18 protein-coding genes and 1 pseudogene are annotated in these 17,078 nt (G+C 31.8%); all 19 read left to right on the top strand.

Translation table 11 applies throughout. From position 1 onward, the window contains the following. Positions 1–63 precede the first annotated feature (63 nt). Positions 64–777, top strand: coding sequence for a hypothetical protein (locus NH288_RS00690; protein ID WP_265212325.1), 714 nt, complete (start codon positions 64–66; stop codon positions 775–777). 28 nt (positions 778–805) lie between these two features. Continuing rightward, positions 806–1,300, top strand: a complete 495-nt coding sequence (gene ruvC / locus NH288_RS00685; protein WP_106460214.1) for a crossover junction endodeoxyribonuclease RuvC — start codon at positions 806–808, stop codon at positions 1,298–1,300. Next, positions 1,300–1,887: a Holliday junction branch migration protein RuvA gene (ruvA, locus tag NH288_RS00680; protein ID WP_265212324.1), complete on the top strand. Its 588-nt coding sequence runs from the start codon at positions 1,300–1,302 to the stop codon at positions 1,885–1,887. The genes ruvC and ruvA overlap by 1 nt, the downstream gene beginning before the upstream one ends. Before the next feature lie 10 nt (positions 1,888–1,897). Next, positions 1,898–2,905, top strand: coding sequence for a Holliday junction branch migration DNA helicase RuvB (ruvB, locus tag NH288_RS00675; RefSeq protein ID WP_106460216.1), 1,008 nt, complete (start codon positions 1,898–1,900; stop codon positions 2,903–2,905). Then, positions 2,906–3,928 carry a tRNA preQ1(34) S-adenosylmethionine ribosyltransferase-isomerase QueA gene (queA, locus tag NH288_RS00670; protein WP_265212315.1) on the top strand — a complete coding sequence of 341 codons (1,023 nt, stop codon included), beginning with the start codon at positions 2,906–2,908 and terminating at the stop codon, positions 3,926–3,928. Between the two features lie 8 nt (positions 3,929–3,936). After that, positions 3,937–5,054: pseudogene (gene tgt, locus NH288_RS00665) on the top strand (tRNA guanosine(34) transglycosylase Tgt). Next, positions 5,054–5,314, top strand: coding sequence for a preprotein translocase subunit YajC (gene yajC / locus NH288_RS00660; RefSeq protein WP_106460219.1), 261 nt, complete (start codon positions 5,054–5,056; stop codon positions 5,312–5,314). The pseudogene tgt and the gene yajC overlap by 1 nt, the downstream one beginning before the upstream one ends. A gap of 63 nt (positions 5,315–5,377) precedes the next feature. Then, positions 5,378–7,108, top strand: a complete 1,731-nt coding sequence (recJ, locus tag NH288_RS00655) for a single-stranded-DNA-specific exonuclease RecJ (RefSeq protein ID WP_265212313.1) — start codon at positions 5,378–5,380, stop codon at positions 7,106–7,108. A 4-nt stretch (positions 7,109–7,112) separates the two neighbouring features. Then, the gene (locus NH288_RS00650; protein ID WP_265212311.1) at positions 7,113–9,293 is read left to right on the top strand and encodes a RelA/SpoT family protein; all 2,181 of its coding nucleotides are present in this window, start codon (positions 7,113–7,115) and stop codon (positions 9,291–9,293) included. After that, on the top strand, positions 9,293–9,742 hold the full coding sequence (dtd, locus tag NH288_RS00645; protein WP_265212309.1) for a D-aminoacyl-tRNA deacylase: 450 nt from the start codon (positions 9,293–9,295) through the stop codon (positions 9,740–9,742). Before NH288_RS00650 ends, dtd begins: the two co-directional genes overlap by 1 nt. Further along, a complete protein-coding gene (locus tag NH288_RS00640) occupies positions 9,742–10,344 on the top strand; it encodes an MBL fold metallo-hydrolase (RefSeq protein WP_265212307.1) in 603 nt (200 codons plus the stop codon). The genes dtd and NH288_RS00640 overlap by 1 nt, the downstream gene beginning before the upstream one ends. An 11-nt stretch (positions 10,345–10,355) precedes the next feature. Next, a complete protein-coding gene (gene aspS, locus NH288_RS00635) occupies positions 10,356–12,104 on the top strand; it encodes an aspartate--tRNA ligase (RefSeq protein ID WP_265212304.1) in 1,749 nt (582 codons plus the stop codon). Positions 12,105–12,116: 12 nt separating this feature from the next. Next, on the top strand, positions 12,117–12,524 hold the full coding sequence (locus NH288_RS00630) for a SoxR reducing system RseC family protein (protein ID WP_265212303.1): 408 nt from the start codon (positions 12,117–12,119) through the stop codon (positions 12,522–12,524). Positions 12,525–12,567: 43 nt separating this feature from the next. Further along, positions 12,568–13,887 (top strand): ribosome biogenesis GTPase Der, encoded by a 1,320-nt coding sequence (gene der, locus NH288_RS00625; RefSeq protein WP_106460226.1) that lies wholly within the window; start codon positions 12,568–12,570, stop codon positions 13,885–13,887. Beyond that, the gene (gene plsY, locus NH288_RS00620) at positions 13,884–14,462 is read left to right on the top strand and encodes a glycerol-3-phosphate 1-O-acyltransferase PlsY (protein ID WP_265212300.1); all 579 of its coding nucleotides are present in this window, start codon (positions 13,884–13,886) and stop codon (positions 14,460–14,462) included. Before der ends, plsY begins: the two co-directional genes overlap by 4 nt. Before the next feature lie 8 nt (positions 14,463–14,470). Next, positions 14,471–15,454: an NAD(P)H-dependent glycerol-3-phosphate dehydrogenase gene (locus NH288_RS00615; protein ID WP_265212298.1), complete on the top strand. Its 984-nt coding sequence runs from the start codon at positions 14,471–14,473 to the stop codon at positions 15,452–15,454. Between the two features lie 66 nt (positions 15,455–15,520). Further along, positions 15,521–16,081, top strand: coding sequence for a cell division protein SepF (locus NH288_RS00610; protein WP_106460229.1), 561 nt, complete (start codon positions 15,521–15,523; stop codon positions 16,079–16,081). Positions 16,082–16,174: 93 nt separating this feature from the next. Then, entirely contained in the window at positions 16,175–16,876 is a 702-nt protein-coding gene (locus NH288_RS00605) for a YlmH/Sll1252 family protein (protein ID WP_321161872.1), read from the top strand. Further along, on the top strand, positions 16,873–17,078 hold a 206-nt coding region (locus tag NH288_RS00600; protein ID WP_265212292.1), incomplete at its 3' end, for a signal peptidase II. The genes NH288_RS00605 and NH288_RS00600, both read left to right, overlap by 4 nt.

Raw genomic sequence — 17,078 nt, 5'->3', positions numbered from 1 at the left:
GAGAAAAATATATCTAAATAAAAGACTTTTAATTTGTGGTAAAATAGTAACTGAGGTAAGACAATGAAGGCAGAATTAAGTAAATCTTTTCCAATAATTGAAAAACTTGAATATAATTATCTTGTTGATAAAGATGTATACTCACTTAATACACTTATGTCTTTATTGTATGACAGATGTCTAGCTAGTTTTTCTAAGCATTCTTATTATGCAAAAGATTATTGCTTTAAGAATCTTAAGAAATATTTTTGGAATTTAGTAGATATTGATGAGATAATCAACAGCTTAAGTAGAAATATTGGTAAGGATATAGATAGGTATGAATATTTAATATCAATTAAGGCTCAATATAGGGCGTTTAATTCCAAAAAAGATGTAGATAAATTAGAGCTATTAATGATAGAAACACTAGGGGTTGAATATCTGGTAGAAGGCAGGAATTATTTTTATAATAGAGAAGATAAAAGAATGATTGAAATAGGAGATAATTTGAAATCTTCTATATTGGATAATAAATTATTGCTAGCTAAACTAAAAGAAGATGTTTATAATTTTTCTGATATAGTTTTAAAGAATAAGATATATGGCATCGATTTATCTACAAATAAACAGCTCACTTTTAATAGAGAAAGTATTTTTACAGAAGACATTACAATAAAACAAACCCAAAAGATATATGAAAAAACTATCAACTACCTTTCTAGGTCCATAGTTGATATTTATGCCGAGTATTATTATAGGGGTTTGATAAGAGAAGTATTTGAAAGGTATCAATAGGGCTTAATTAGCCCTTTTTATTTTGTTTATGATAGTTTTAGGAATAGATCCAGGTATAGCCATTATGGGCTATGGTGTGATTGAATTTAATGGAAATAAAGTTAAGGTATTAGAAAACGGAGTAATTACTACTTCGTCAAAGACAGAGACTCCAAAAAGATTAGAGATTCTCTATGATAATTTAGATAATATTATAAAAGAATATAAACCTGATGAGTTTGCAATTGAGGAATTGTTTTTTAATCAAAATGTTAAGACTGCTATAACAGTAGGACATGCGAGGGGAATTCAAGTACTCTGCGCTCAGCAAAACAATATTGATATCTACGAATATACTCCTCTCCAAATAAAGCAGGCGATTACTGGTTATGGTAGGGCAAGCAAAAAGCAGATGCAAATGACCATAACAAGCTTACTAAATCTAAGGTCTATACCCAAACCAGATGATGCTGCTGATGCTTTATCAGTAGCTCTCTGTCATGTACTTAGTCAAAGATTTAAAGAACAGTTTAGGATGAAATAATGATTTCTTATATAAAAGGTGATGTAAGAGCGATAAGTGAAGAAGGCTTTATTTTAGAAACAAATAACATAGGTTATTTTATAAATTCATCACTTACAACTCTTGCCAATATTAAAATAAATAATGAGTATAAAATATATACTTCAATGCAAGTAAGAGAGGATGATATATCTCTTTTTGGCTTTGAATCTGAGGAAGAATTAGAGATGTTCTTACTCCTGATATCTGTATCAAGTATTGGGCCAAAGATTGCTATTGGAATGCTTTCATCAATATCTTCAGATGAAATAAAACTTGCGATAGTAAATAATGACATTGACAAGTTAACAAAAGCTAAGGGAATTGGCAAAAAGACTGCATCAAGAATTATCTTAGAGTTAGTTGATAAGGTTAAGAAAATGGCGATTCCAGAAATACCTGCTAGCAAAACTGAAGATGATTTTACTAACGATTATGAAGTAGCAAGACAAGCTCTTAAGAACTTAGGCTATCTCGATAATGAAATTGCAAGAGTTTTAAGAGAATTAAAAGATGAGAACTTAAGTCTTGAAGCATTGATAAAAGAGAGTTTAAAAAGGCTAATATAGGTGATTTTGTATGTATGATGAAAATCAAAGGATTGTAGGAAGTAACGAGCAGATTGAAGATATAGGCCTTGAAAATTCTATAAGGCCTAAATGGCTAAGTGATTATATCGGGCAAGATAAGGTAAAAGAAAAGTTAGATATTTTTATAAAATCTTCTTTATCAAGAAAAGAGCCTCTTGACCACGTACTTTTACAAGGACCTCCAGGACTTGGTAAAACTACTCTATCGACAATTATTGCCAATGAACTTGGTGTAAATCTTAGAGTGACAAGTGGTCCGGCTATAGAAAGGCCATCAGATCTAGCAAGTATACTTACAAATCTCCAACAAGGTGATGTACTATTTATAGATGAGATTCACAGGATTAATCGCTCTGTTGAAGAGATACTTTATTCTGCTATGGAAGATTTTGTTTTAGATATAATAGTAGGTAAGGGTCCTAACGCTCAATCTATAAGGATAGATTTAGAGAAATTCACCCTAATTGGAGCAACAACCAGAGCAGGTATGTTATCAGCCCCTCTTCGTGATAGGTTTGGTGTTTTACTTGCTTTAAACTTATACGATAGTAAAGATTTAACAACTATTGTAAAAAGATCAGCAAATATACTCGATATACCAATAGATGATGATGGGGCAGTAGAGATAGCTAAAAGATCTAGAGGAACTCCTAGGATTGCAAATAGGCTCTTAAAAAGAGTAAGAGATTATGCGATAGTAAAGGCAGATGAAAAGATTGACTACGAAACAAGTAAAAAGGGTCTTGAGTTACTTGAAATAGATCCGATGGGCCTTGATAATATGGACAAGAAAATTATCTACACCATGTATGATAATTTTGGAGGTGGACCAGTTGGCGTTGATACAATAGCAGCATCAACTGGTATAGAAAATGTAACGATAGAAGATGTTTATGAGCCTTATTTACTACAAATAGGTTTTATATCACGAACACCTAGAGGAAGAGTTTTAACAAGAAAAGCCTACGAGCACTATGGCTTAAAATATGAGGATTAAATGAAAACAAGCGAATTTGATTATTACTTACCAGAAGAATTAATAGCCCAACATCCTTCAACTAAAAGAGATGAAGCTAGGATGATGGTTTTAGATAGAAAAAGCGGAAAAACTTGCGATAAATATTTTTATGACATCATCGATTATCTCAAAGAAGGTGATGTCCTTGTAATGAATGATACAAGGGTAATACCAGCTAGATTATTTGGAGCAAGACCAGGAAAGTCTGAGAAAATTGAGGTATTTTTACTAAACAACACAGAAGGTGCTAAGTGGGAAGTCTTGGTTAGACCAGGCAAGAAGATGAAAATAGGAACTGAAGTTGTATTTTCAGACGAATTATCATGTAAAGTCTTAGATATAAAAGAAGATGGCAATAGGATAGTAGAATTCTATTTTGATGGTATATTTAATGAAATATTAGATAGACTAGGCAATATGCCACTTCCTCCCTATATAAAGGAAAAACTAAAGGATGATGAAGATTATCAGACGGTTTATGCCAAAAATCCAGGATCTGTAGCTGCACCGACAGCTGGACTTCACTTTACTAAAGATCTTCTTAAAAGGATAGAAGAAAAGGGCATAAAGTTAGCCTATCTTACTCTAAATGTAGGTCTAGGAACTTTTAGACCTGTAAGTGAAGATGATCCAACAAACCATAAGATGCACTCCGAATTTTACACAATTTCTCAGGAAACCGCAGATATAATAAATGATGCAAAAGCCAAAGGAAACAGAGTGATAGCGGTAGGAACTACTTCTATTAGGACTCTGGAATCAGTTTATCAGAAAAACAATAAAGTTTGTGAAGATTCTGGTTGGACAGACATCTTTATATATCCAGGTTTTGAGTTTAAAGTAGTAGATGCGATTATAACAAATTTTCACCTACCTAAATCAACTCTCATTATGTTAATAGCAGCCTTCACAAGCAGAGAAATTATACTAAACGCCTACAATGAAGCAGTTAAAAAAGAATATAGATTCTTCTCATTCGGCGATTGTATGTTTATAAAATAGGAGGAAAGATGCCTTTAAAATACGAATTAATTAAAAAAGATAAATACACAAATGCAAGGGTTGGTGTGATTCATACAGCCCATGGAGATATTCCTACTCCTATCTTTATGCCAGTAGGAACTCTAGGTACCGTAAAAACAATGACTGTAGATGACTTAAAAGAAATGAAAGCAAGGATTATCTTAGGTAATACCTATCATTTATACTTAAAGCCAGGTATGGATATAATGGAAAAAGCAGGTGGCCTTCATAAATTTATGAATTGGGATAGGCCAATTCTTACTGATTCTGGTGGATTTCAAGTTTTTTCTCTAGCTGATAATAGAAAAATAAGTGAAGAAGGAGTTATGTTTAGGTCTCATATAGATGGATCAAAACACTTCTTTACACCTGAAAAAGCAATAGAAATTCAAAATACTATACATTCTGATATCATGATGAGCTTTGATGAATGTGTAGATGCGAGGGCTGATTACGATTATGTGAAAAATTCAATGGAGAGAACTCTAAGATGGGCAAAACGAGGGCTTGATTATCATAAAGAACATTCTCATCCTGACCAATCACTATTTGGCATAGTACAAGGTGGAATGTTTAAGGACTTAAGAGAAATATCTGCAAGAGAAACAACAGCAATGGATTTTGACGGATATTCTATAGGTGGCCTATCTGTTGGTGAAACAAAAGAAGAGATGATTGATATCTTAAATTTTACAACTCCTTTATTACCAGAAGACAAACCAAGATATAATATGGGAGTAGGTACACCTGATTATTTATTTGAATCATTCCAAGCTGGCATTGATATGGCAGACTGTGTTCTTCCAACGAGAATAGCAAGAAATGGTACAGCAATCACATCTAGGGGGAGATTGGTAGTGAAAAATGCGACTTATAAGGATGATTTTTCAAAACTTGATCCTGATTGTGATTGTATACTTGCTCAAACCATTCGAGAGCTTATATAAGACACCTGATAAATGCCAATGAAATCCTAGGAGCAAGGCTTCTATCTTACCATAACTTATATTTTTTACTAAAAATGTGCGAAAATATAAGGGAAGCTATAATGAATGATTCTTTCTTAGACTATAAAAAAGAATTTTATAGTAAATATGGTTACTAATGAAATTAGAATATATAATCTTAATTCTTTTAGCTTCAGGATTTTATTATACAAATATAAAAGAATACAGGAAAGAAAGAGAAAAAAATAGGTATATAGAAAATAATTTAAAAGAATCTAATAAAATTATCACTAAATCTGGAATAATAGGTTACGTTACAAATATTGATAAAAATGTTATTACAATTATTACTGGTGAAGGAGCAAAAACATCCTATATCACCATAGAAAAATCATATATCGAAGACATTTTAGATTAAGGGCCAGGGGCCCTTTTCTTTATATAAAGCAATTAAAGAGTATAATTTCTATGAAAGGATTTTATGGCAAACTGGTTTATATACAATAAAAAACAAAATTACATTAATAATTTAAAAATAGAAGATATTACAAAATTGCAGGCATTAATATTAGGAAATAGGGATATAATCGACCCTAAAATAGTAGATATGTTTATAAGGCCAAGTCTTGACAAATTACACGACCCTTTTCTACTAAATGATATGGACAAGGCAGTTGATTTGATTATAAAGACAATGCAAGAAGGTGGAGAAATAAGAATATTTGGTGATTATGACCAAGATGGTATAGCATCTGTTATGACCTTGATGGATGGAATGCTGTTTTATTACGATAATATATCTTATGATATTCCTCACAGGGTAGATGAAGGCTACGGCATATCTTCAAAGATGAGTGATAAGGCTATAGATGATGGGGTATCTTTGGTAATAACTTGTGATAATGGTATAACAGGTTTTGAACAAATAGATAATTTAAGGGCTAATAATATAAATGTCATAGTGACAGACCACCATCAAATTGAAAAAAAAGAAAATGATGAATGGGTAGAACAAGTTCTTCCAAAGGCCAATGCAGTCATAAATCCTAAAAGATTAGATTCTAATTATCCTTTTGATGATTTATGTGGGGCAGGAGTTAGCTTTAAACTGATGCAAGGTCTTTACCAAAAGCTAGATGGAGATATGTACTATTTGTATTCTTTACTTGAATATGTAGCCATGGGAACAGTTTGTGATGTCGTCTCCCTAACTGATGAAAATAGGATATTTGTAATCGAAGGACTCAAAAGGCTAAATCAAACAGAGAAAATTGGTATCAAAGCCCTCTTAGATGAAGCAGGTTGGGAAAAAGAAGTAGATGAATACACCCTAGGCTTTATTTTAGGTCCTCTAATGAATACTACAGGCAGGCTTAAATCAGCCAAAATGGCCATCGATCTTTTGATAGAAGAGGATATAGATGATATTTATGATAAAGCTCGTGAATTAGTCAAACTTAACAACGAAAGAAAGTCGCTGACTGAATCTGCTTATAAGAGAGCGTGTGAAATAATAGAAGAAAATTCCTATGACAAGGATGATGTAATAGTAGTCTATGATGAAAATTTCAATGAATCTATCTGTGGGATAGTAGCTGGTAGGATAAAGGAAAAATACTACAGACCTACAATAGTTTTAACCAAATCTAAAGATGAAAATATAGCAAAAGGTTCGGGTAGATCAATAGAAGCTTATAATATTTATGAAGAAATTTTACCCTTTAAAGGCAAATTAGCTTCATTTGGAGGTCACCCTATGGCCTGTGGACTTTCAATAGAAATTACTAATATTGATGAATTTAGAAAATTTTTAAACAAAAATTCAAAGCTTACCGATAAGGAAAAAGAAAAATCAATCAATGTAGATAGTCAAATAAATATATCTAATCTATCATTAGAATTTGCCGAAAGCCTTTTAAAATTAAAGCCTTTTGGTAAAGAAAATGAAAAGCCTTTATTTGCAAATAAGGATGTTTCGATTGCAAGCCTTTCAATGATAGGTAAGGATAAAAATACTATGAGGCTATCACTGTTTCAAAATGGCTCCTACTATAATGCTATAAAATTTGGAGCTGAGAAAGAATTTCAGTATTTAAAAGATAAGTTTAATGGCCAAATAGTTGGACAAAAAATAGATATAGTTTATTATCCAGATATAAACGAATTTAGGGGTCAAAGATCCCTACAACTTAAATTAATAGATATCAGGTGATTTTATGGCAACAGATTTTAACAAAGAATTTATAAAATTTAAAGAAATTATACTAAATAATAATCCGAAGGCTGACATTGATCTTATTAAAAAAGCCTATGATTTTGGTGTGAAAAATCATGATGGACAGAAGAGAAATTCTGGAGAAGATTATTTTATCCACCCAATAGCTGTTGCCGAGAATTTATCTAATATGAAATTAGATGATCAAACTATATGTGCAGGTTTGATGCATGATGTTTTAGAAGACACTCCTGTAACAAGAGATGAAATGAAAGAAATCTTTGGAGAGGAAATAACCTTCCTAGTTGATGGCGTAACTAAGCTAAAAAACTTAAATTACAACTCTCGTGAGGAAAAACAAGCTGAAAATATTAGAAAAATGGTAATGGCTATGGCTAGCGATGTTAGGGTTGTTCTAATAAAGCTAGCAGATAGGCTTCATAATATGAGAACTCTTGAGTATATGACAAGAGAAAAACAGATCCAAATAGCTAATGAAACTATCGAAATTTACGTACCTCTAGCCCATAGACTTGGAATTTATTCATTAAAATGGGAATTAGAAGATTTGTGTTTTAGATACCAAGAGCCTGATAAGTATTATGAACTTGCTGAGATGGTAAGTGTAAAAAGACGAGAAAGAGAAGTATACATCAATGAAATAATTGATACTTTGACAAAATCACTTGCTAATACAAAAATAAACTTTGAAATTTCAGGCAGACCAAAGTCTCTATATTCTATCAATAAAAAGATGGAAAGAAATAAAATTGCCTTTGAGGAAATTTACGATTTAACAGCTATTAGGGTACTAGTAGATACAATTGCTGAATGTTACGCTGTTTTGGGTAAGGTTCACTCAATCTGGAGACCTATACCTAATAGGATTAAGGATTATATAGGTCAACCGAAACCAAATGGATATAGGTCTTTACACACAACAGTTTTTGGAGATGATTCAAGGCCTTTTGAGGTACAAATCAGAACAAGGCAGATGCATAGAGAATGCGAATTCGGTGTAGCTGCTCATTGGAGATATAAGGAAAATAAAAATACCAAATCAGACTTTGATGATGCAATGAGCTTTTTAAGGCAAATTGTAGAATGGCAAAAAGAAGGTGGCAGAGAGCAAAATAACCAAGAATTTATGGAAACTTTGAAAAACGACTTCTTCTCAAGAGAAATTTATGTTTATTCTCCTGCAGGTGAAGTTTATTCATTGCCAATAGAGTCTTGTACAATAGATTTTGCCTATAAAATCCATACCGAAGTTGGTAATTCTTGCGTAGGGGCCAAAGTCAATGGCAGGATGGTGCCCCTAACCCATAAGCTAAAAACAGGAGACCTTGTTGAAATAATCACAAGCAAAAATTCTCAAGGGCCAAGCAGGGATTGGCTTAATATTGTACAATCAAACCAAGCCAAATCAAAAATAAAACAATACTTTAAAAGGTATGATAAAGAAGAAAATATTGAAATAGGAAAAAGTTCTGTAATAAAGGAGCTTAAAAAATATAAGCAACATTACAAAAGCCTCTTAAAGCCAGAATGGCTAGACGAGATATCTACAGATTTAGGGTTCCCATCAGAGGATGAAATGTATGCATCTGTAGGCTATGGAAGGACAACACCAGAGCAAATAAGCCAAAAACTTATTAGAAGAGAAAAAGAGCTTGAAAACCAAGAAAAAATAGATAAGTCTTTTGAAATTAACAATAGGGAGATTAAAACTCAGGTTACAAACGAGATTAGAGTTTCTGATTTAACGGAAGATGTTGAGGTTAAATTTGCAAAATGTTGTACACCAGTTCCAGGGGACCCAATAGTCGGCTTTATAACCAAGGGTAATGGTATATCAGTCCACGTAAAGACTTGCCCAAATATAATAAATTCTAAGTCACCAGAAAGACTCATAGATGTTTATTGGCAAAATCTAACCACTGACAAATTCCCTGTTAAGATTCAAATAATTTCTCTAAATAGTCCATCAACTTTATTTGAGGTATCAAAGATAATTTCGACATTTGATGTCAATATTCTAAGCATAAATGCGAGAACAGATTCTGATGAAGGAATAATGGATCTTATAATTGAGGTTAAAAGCACGCAAGAATTAGAAGATGTAATAAAAAAATTAAAGACGATAAAAACAGTATCGGATGTATTTAGGGTGAAAAATTAATGAGAGCAATTATACAAAAAGTTACACAAGCTAGTGTTGTAGTGGATGAGGAAAAGATATCTGAGATAAACGATGGTTACTTAATTTTATTAGCTGTTAAAGAAACAGATACAGATGAAGACCTTGCCTATATACAAAGAAAAATAAGCAATTTAAGAATATTTGAAGATGAAGAAGGTAAGCTTAACCTAAGTCTCAAGGATAAAGGAGGAGAAATTTTATTAGTTAGCCAATTTACTTTATATGGAGATGTAAGAAAAGGCAATAGGCCATCCTTTACCCAATCAGCAAATTTAGAAAAAGCAAATGATTATTATTTAAAATTAAGGGATAATTTAATTGGAGAGGGATTTAAGGTAGAAACTGGCAAATTTCAAGCCCATATGCAAGTATCTCTTACAAATGATGGTCCAGTAACCATAATATTAGATAGTGAGAGGATTTTTTGATGAAAGTTAAAAGATTTACCCTAGGGCCAGTTATGACAAATATGTATGTGGTTTCAGTAGATGGGAAGGGCTTTCTAGTAGATTGTGCTTATCCATCTCCTGCCGTAGATAAGTATATCGAGGATAATAATATTAAGATTGAATTTATCCTTCAAACCCATACTCACTTTGACCACGTAACAGGACTTAAGTATTATAAAGATAAGTATGGTGTTCCAGTGTATGCTAGCGAAGATGCAAAAGATATAGCTGAAGATAAAAATTATAACCTAGGACATCATTTAGGGAATCTAGAAGTTCCAATTGATATTTATCTAAAAGATAATGATGTATTTAGTAAATATAATATTAGAGCAGTTAAAACTCCGGGCCATACGATTGACTCAATGTGTTTTGTAATAGATAAGGCAATATTTACAGGCGATACACTTTTTAGGTTGTCAATAGGAAGGACAGATTTTCCTGGCGGTTCAATGGTAGAAATAATAGATTCTATCAAAAATAAACTTGCAAGCTTTGATAGGGATTATATAATTTATCCTGGACATAACGAAGAAAGCCTTTTGGGCTTTGAACTAGATAACAATCCATTTTTAAATTAATGGGAGGAAATATGGAATTTAAAAGAACAAATATGTGTGGAAGCCTAAGAATTGAAGACTTAGGTAAAGAAGTAGTTTTGATGGGCTGGGTTGGCAAAAAACGTAACCTTGGATCTCTTGTATTTATAGATTTAAGAGATAAGACTGGTATTAGCCAAATTGTGGTCAGAGAAGAAGATGCTGATAACTATCAGATAGCAAAAAGCTTAGCTCAAGAATATGTAATAGAAGTTAAGGGAAAGGTTTTTGAAAGAGAAAGCAAAAACTCTGAGATTCCAACAGGTGATATTGAAATAATCGCTGATAAGATCAATATCCTTGATAAGGCAAAGACACCACCAATTTATATCAAGGATGATGATGATGTTAGCGAAAATTTAAGGTTAAAATATAGATATCTTGATATGAGAAAACAATCTGTTCAAAGAAATCTAAAGCTTAGATCTGATATTGTTAGAACAATGAGAGAATATATGTATGACAATGATTTTACAGAAGTTGAAACTCCTTTTCTAACAAAACCAACTCCAGAAGGAGCTAGGGACTATCTTGTACCATCAAGAATAAATTCAGGTAAATTTTATGCTCTTCCACAATCACCACAGTTACTAAAACAAATTTTGATGATTGGATCTCTAGATAGGTATTTCCAAGTTGTAAAATGTTTTAGGGACGAGGACTTAAGGGCGAATAGGCAACCAGAATTTACTCAGCTTGACCTTGAAATGAGTTTTTCAAACCAAGATGATGTAATAGCAATGAATGAGGGTTTACTAAAGACTTTATTCGATAAGTACACAGACTATGACTTAAAACTACCAATAGCAAGGATGGATTATAGTGAAGCAATTGAGTCATACGGTTCAGATAAGCCAGATTTAAGGTATGGTTATAAAATTCAAAATGTATCTGATATATTTGTAGATAGTGACTTTAAAGTATTTTCAGACAATACATCAGACGGTAGATCTGTAAGGGCCATTAACTTTACAGGATTAGAAGATAAATATTCAAGAAAACAACTTGATAAATTAACAGATTTTGTAAAAGATTATGGACTTAAAGGTCTATCTTATGTTAAATTTAACTCAGATATGCAATCATCAATTAAAAAATTCTTAACTGGTGATATTATAGAAGGATTGAAAAATAAACTAGGAGCAAAAGAAGGCGATTTAATATTCCTAGCAGCTGATAAGGATAAAACAGTTCTAGAAGCCTTAGGTGCCCTAAGAGTAAAGATTGCAAAAGATAATAACCTTTATGAAAAAGAATATGCCCTAACATGGGTAGTAAACTTCCCAATGTTTGAATATAGTGAAGAAGAAGATAGGTATGTTGCTCAGCACCATCCTTTCACTATGATGAACGAAGAGGACATAGACCTACTTGAAACTCAACCAGAAAAGGTAAGAACCCAAGCGTACGACATAGTTATAAATGGTGACGAGATGGGGGGAGGCTCAGTAAGGATTAATAATTCAGACCTACAAGAAAGAGTCTTTAAAGCTTTAAAACTAAGTAAGGAAGATATAGAAAATAAATTTGGTTTCTTTATTGAAGCCCTACAATATGGTACACCACCACATGCAGGACTAGCTTATGGTCTTGATAGGTTATTAATGCTATTTGCAAAAACTGATAATATCAAAGACATAATTGCATTCCCTAAGACACAATCAGCAACTTGTCCTTTAACAGAAGCACCATCAATCGTTGATGATAAGGCTTTAAATGAGTTAAATATTAAATTGAGGTGATAAATAATGTCAATGACTAAAGAAGGTTTAGTCCTTGAAAATAATAATGGAAATCTTAAAATTCAAGTTGATAGGAATAGCGCGTGCGGCTCATGTGCAGCAAATGGCTCTTGTGCAGAAAGAAAATCAACTATAATTGAAATGTTTTCAGCGGATGATATAAAAAAAGGAGATACAGTAATACTAGAAAGTGATGCGAATGAAATCAATAAACTTTCTGCTATTGTATATATATTTCCAGTAATAATGGTGATGATTGGAGCTATAGGCCCATCATTACTATTTAAAAATTCTAACTTGGATTTAAATCTTATTTCTTTATTAAGCGTTTTAGTATTTTTAGCTATTTCAATCTTAATTATAAGAGGGATAGATAAGAATTTTAAAAAAGAACAATTAATGAAGATAAGAAAATTATGATAGGCGATATTGAATATTCAATATCAAACAATGGAGTGATAAAATGGCCTTACCAATAGTAACCCTAGTAGGTAGAACAAATGTAGGTAAATCTACGCTTTTCAATAGACTAGTTGGCAAAAGAAAATCAATTACTGAAGATATATCAGGAGTTACAAGAGATAGGATTGTCGATAAAGTAGAATGGCAAAATAATGAATTTCAGCTTGTTGATACTGGCGGTATAGATATATCAAGTAAAGAGATGATGAATGTCGAAATCAGAGGGCAAGTAGAAAAAGCTCTTCTTGAGACAAATTTAATACTATTTGTAGTCGATGGTAAAGAAGGAGTCAATCCTCATGACGTCGATATTGCAAATGAAATAAGAAAATATAATAAGCCAGTTATAATCGTAGCAAATAAAGTCGATAATATGATAATGCCAGATGACATTTATGATTTTTATCAATTTGGATTTGATGATTTGAAAATTATATCAGCAGAACAAGCAAAGGGACTAGGAGACCTATTAGATGCAGTTACATCTTATATTGACTTTTCTCAGTTTGATTCACCCGAAGACGAGACAAGAATTGCCATAATAGGTAAACCAAATGCTGGTAAAAGTTCTCTTGTCAATCTGCTTTTGAATGAAGATAGGATGATAGTAACAAACATCGCTGGTACAACTAGAGATGCTGTAGATTCTTATTGGCAATACAATGACAAAAACTATGTCTTAATTGATACTGCTGGCCTAAGGAGAAAGGCAAAAGTTAAAGAAAACATAGAATATTATGCCAATCAAAGGACTTTTGATGCTGTAGATAGTGCAGAAATTTGCTTGTTTTTGATAGATGCTACAGTAGGAGTTACAGAGCAGGATGCAAAGATAGCCGGTTATGCCCACAACAATAAAAAAGCAATAATAATTGCAGTAAATAAGTGGGATTTGGTTGAAAAAGAGACTAATACAATGGCTGATATGGAAAAAAAGATCCGTGAGACTCTATCTTTTGCAATGTATGCACCAATTGTCTTTATGTCAGTTAAGGATAATAAAAGAATAGATACCCTATTAGATATGATAGAAGCTGTAGATAATAACTATAGAATGAGAATTAAGACTGGTGTTTTAAATACAATTTTACAAGATGCAATGCTATTAAATCCACCTCCACAAGATAAGGGTAAGAGACTTAAGATTTACTACATGAGCCAGGTAGGAACTATGCCACCAAAATTCTTGTTGTCAATAAATGATAGAGATTTAATTCACTTCTCCTATACTAGATATCTAGAAAATCAAATCAGACAAAATTATGCATTGACTGGTGTACCTTTTAGTTTTGTATTCAAAGAACATAAGGCAAAATCATGAAATATATATTAGTAATTCTGCTATCCTACCTAATAGGATCAATACCAGCTGGTTATGTGATTGGAAAAATATTTTTTAAACAAGATATAAGGAAAATGGGTTCTGGCAATGTAGGAAGTACAAATGCCTTGAGAAATTTCGGGAAATTAGCAGGTTTAGGAACATTTCTATTTGATTTTTCAAAGGCTATTGTTGCTTGCATAATTGGTAAAAAACTTGCTGGGGAAGAAGGAATTTATCTAGCGATGTTTTTTGTCGTCATTGGGCATATGTATAGCTTCGTCCTTAATTTTAAGGCAGGAAAGGGAATAGCAACAATTTTTGGAGCTTTGGTATATATCAATCCTGTATTTGCCCTAACCCTATTTGCTGTATTTTTAGTGGTGATGTTTGCAAGTAGAATAGTATCTCTTGCTTCTATGAGTGCTGCTCTTGTAGCTATTGTATACGGTATATATAAGTTTGGAATTAATAGCTTTACTATATGTTTATCTATTTTGGCATTGATGATAATTTATAAACATAAGGATAATTTTAAAAGACTTATCAAGGGTGAAGAGAAAAAAATATTTTAGGTGATTAAATGACAATATCAATTTTAGGAGCTGGTTCTTGGTCGACAGCTATAGCAAATATTCTAGCAGAAAAAGATGATGTTTTGATATATGCTAGAGATCAAAGATTGGCAGATTCCATAAATTCAAACCATATAAACTGTAAATATTTTCCAGATATAAAACTTAATGAAAAGATAAGAGCTACTTCTGATTTAAAAGAGATTTATGAAAATAAATATATAATCAATGGTATACCAACCCAAAATATAAGGTCAGTCTTGGAAAAATCTAGAGATTATCTATGCAGCAATCATGTTATTATCAACTTATCAAAAGGTCTGGAGCTAAACACTCATAAGAGAATATCAGAAATTTTTAATGATTTTAATAAGGATATTAAATTTACAGTATTAAGTGGCCCATCACATGCTGAAGAAGTTATTTTTAAGATGCCAACAACAATAGTTTGCGCTTGTGAAGATGAAAGTTTAGCAAAAGAATTACAACAGCTATTTGTTAGAGACTATTTTAGAGTCTACTCATCACAAGATGTAGTAGGTGTTGAATTAGGTGGAGCTATTAAAAATATACTTGCTTTTGGAATAGGTATGTCAAGTGGACTAGGATATGGTGATAATGCGAAGGCAGCCCTCATCACAAGGGGGATTCACGAAATGAATAGGTTTGCGAAAGCATTTGGTGCAAACCCTAAAACTATAAATGGTTTGGCAGGGGTTGGCGATTTGATAGTGACAGCTACTAGTAAACATTCTAGAAATAACAGAGCAGGGATTTTAGTAGGTCAAGGTTTAAGCATAGAAGAACTTGAAAAAGAAATCCATATGGTTGTTGAAGGTATACCTACAACAAAGGCAGTTTATGAATTAGCTAAGGAAAAAAATGTTGAGCTTCCAATAACAAATGAGATATATGAAGTTCTTTTTGAAGGTAAAGATTGTGACCAATCGGTAAAAGATTTAATGAATAGAGAAATTAAGAGCGAATATTAATTTTTACATATATTAAAATTAGGATATAATAAGTGTAAGAATTTAAAAAGAAAAAGGGTGGTTTAAATGTTAGATAGGTTTAAAGAATTCATTGGAATTGATGATAATTATGACGATTATGATGATGAGCAAATGTATTATGATGATGAAGATGCCAAAGAAGAAAAAAAAGAAAGTAAAACTTATAGCAATCTATTAGATGATGACAAGACACCATCATATTCATCAAACACTTTTTCATCAAGCTCTTATGGTAAAAATAATACTAATACTTATAAAAGCTCATATACAAGCAGTGTGGATGATAATGTAGTTAGCATGAACAGTAATAATTTTTCTAGGAGTAATAATATGAGAATTTCAATTCAAGAACCATTAGATTATGATAATGATGGTCCAGTAGTAATAGAAGAAATCCTAAAAAATAGAGTAGTGGTTCTTAATTTAGAGATGGTTGATAATGACCTTAGAATGAGGATATTTGACTTTGTTAGTGGAGCAGTATACGCTCTCAAAGGTAATATGAAGAAGGTTACTAAAGGTATATTTGTAATCACACCTAATGGTGTTGAGATAGATTCTTTTGTAGCTGATCAAATATCAGAAGGTAATTATAACCAATTATAGATCGATTAATTTCGATCTTTTATTTTTATGGCTTTAATATATAATCTCGACCATATTTTAGATAAACAGACAAAAACAAATATAAGGAAAGCCTTGGCTTTTTTAGAAAAAGCTTATTATAGAAAAGTCGAAACAACAAGCTTTTTCTTAGATCCCTATGAACAAAAAGTGATAAGTGATATTGCTACTAAAAATAATATCGATATTGCCTTTATTGGTGGTAACCCTGATGCTGAAAGAAAGATGTTTGTTGCAAACTACTACTATCTACCTCTATATGAGCCTAATTATCTAAGTGTATTAGAATTTGACTCATGCGAAATAAGCCATCCTGATGTACTTGGAGCTTTATTAAGTTTAGGTGTAGATAGAAATCAGATAGGTGATATTTCTATACTAGATTCCAGGGTAGAATTTGTTATCGATAAGGGGATAGCTTCTTTTGTAGAATTCAATTTAACAAAAATTAAAAATGAAAAGATACAATTAAAAGAAAAAGAAGCTGGACAAATTTCTTTAATTCCTTTAGAATATGAATATCATAAAGGATTCGTTTCAAGCCGAAGACTTGATAATCTTGTAGCAGAATTTATATCTACATCAAGAGGCAAGGCCAAAGAACTAGTTGCCGCCAGAATGGTTAAGGTTGATTTTCAGACTATAGATAATCCATCATATAGAGTAAATGAATCTTCCCTGATTTCTATTAGAAAAAATGGAAGATTTATATATGATTCCATAAGCGGTTTAAGTAAAAAAGGAAACTACCACATAGAATATAGGAAAATTAAATGATATATATATTTATAATAATAGCTGGTCTAATTTTAGATAGACTTAGCAAAATTTACGCAATTAATAATTTTATAGCTAACCCAATCGAAGGTCCAATAATAAATCTCACTTATTTAGAAAATAGGGGAGCAGCTTTTGGGATTTTACAAGATAGGAGGATATTTTTCCTGCTTATTACGGTAGGAATAGTTTGTTATTTAAT

The sequence above is a fragment of the Anaerococcus sp. NML200537 genome (genome assembly GCF_026131715.1).
GTDB lineage: Bacteria > Bacillota > Clostridia > Tissierellales > Peptoniphilaceae > Anaerococcus > Anaerococcus kampingae.
Note: the sequence above shows the minus strand (reverse complement) of the source record. Positions and strands in the feature narration are given on the sequence as shown.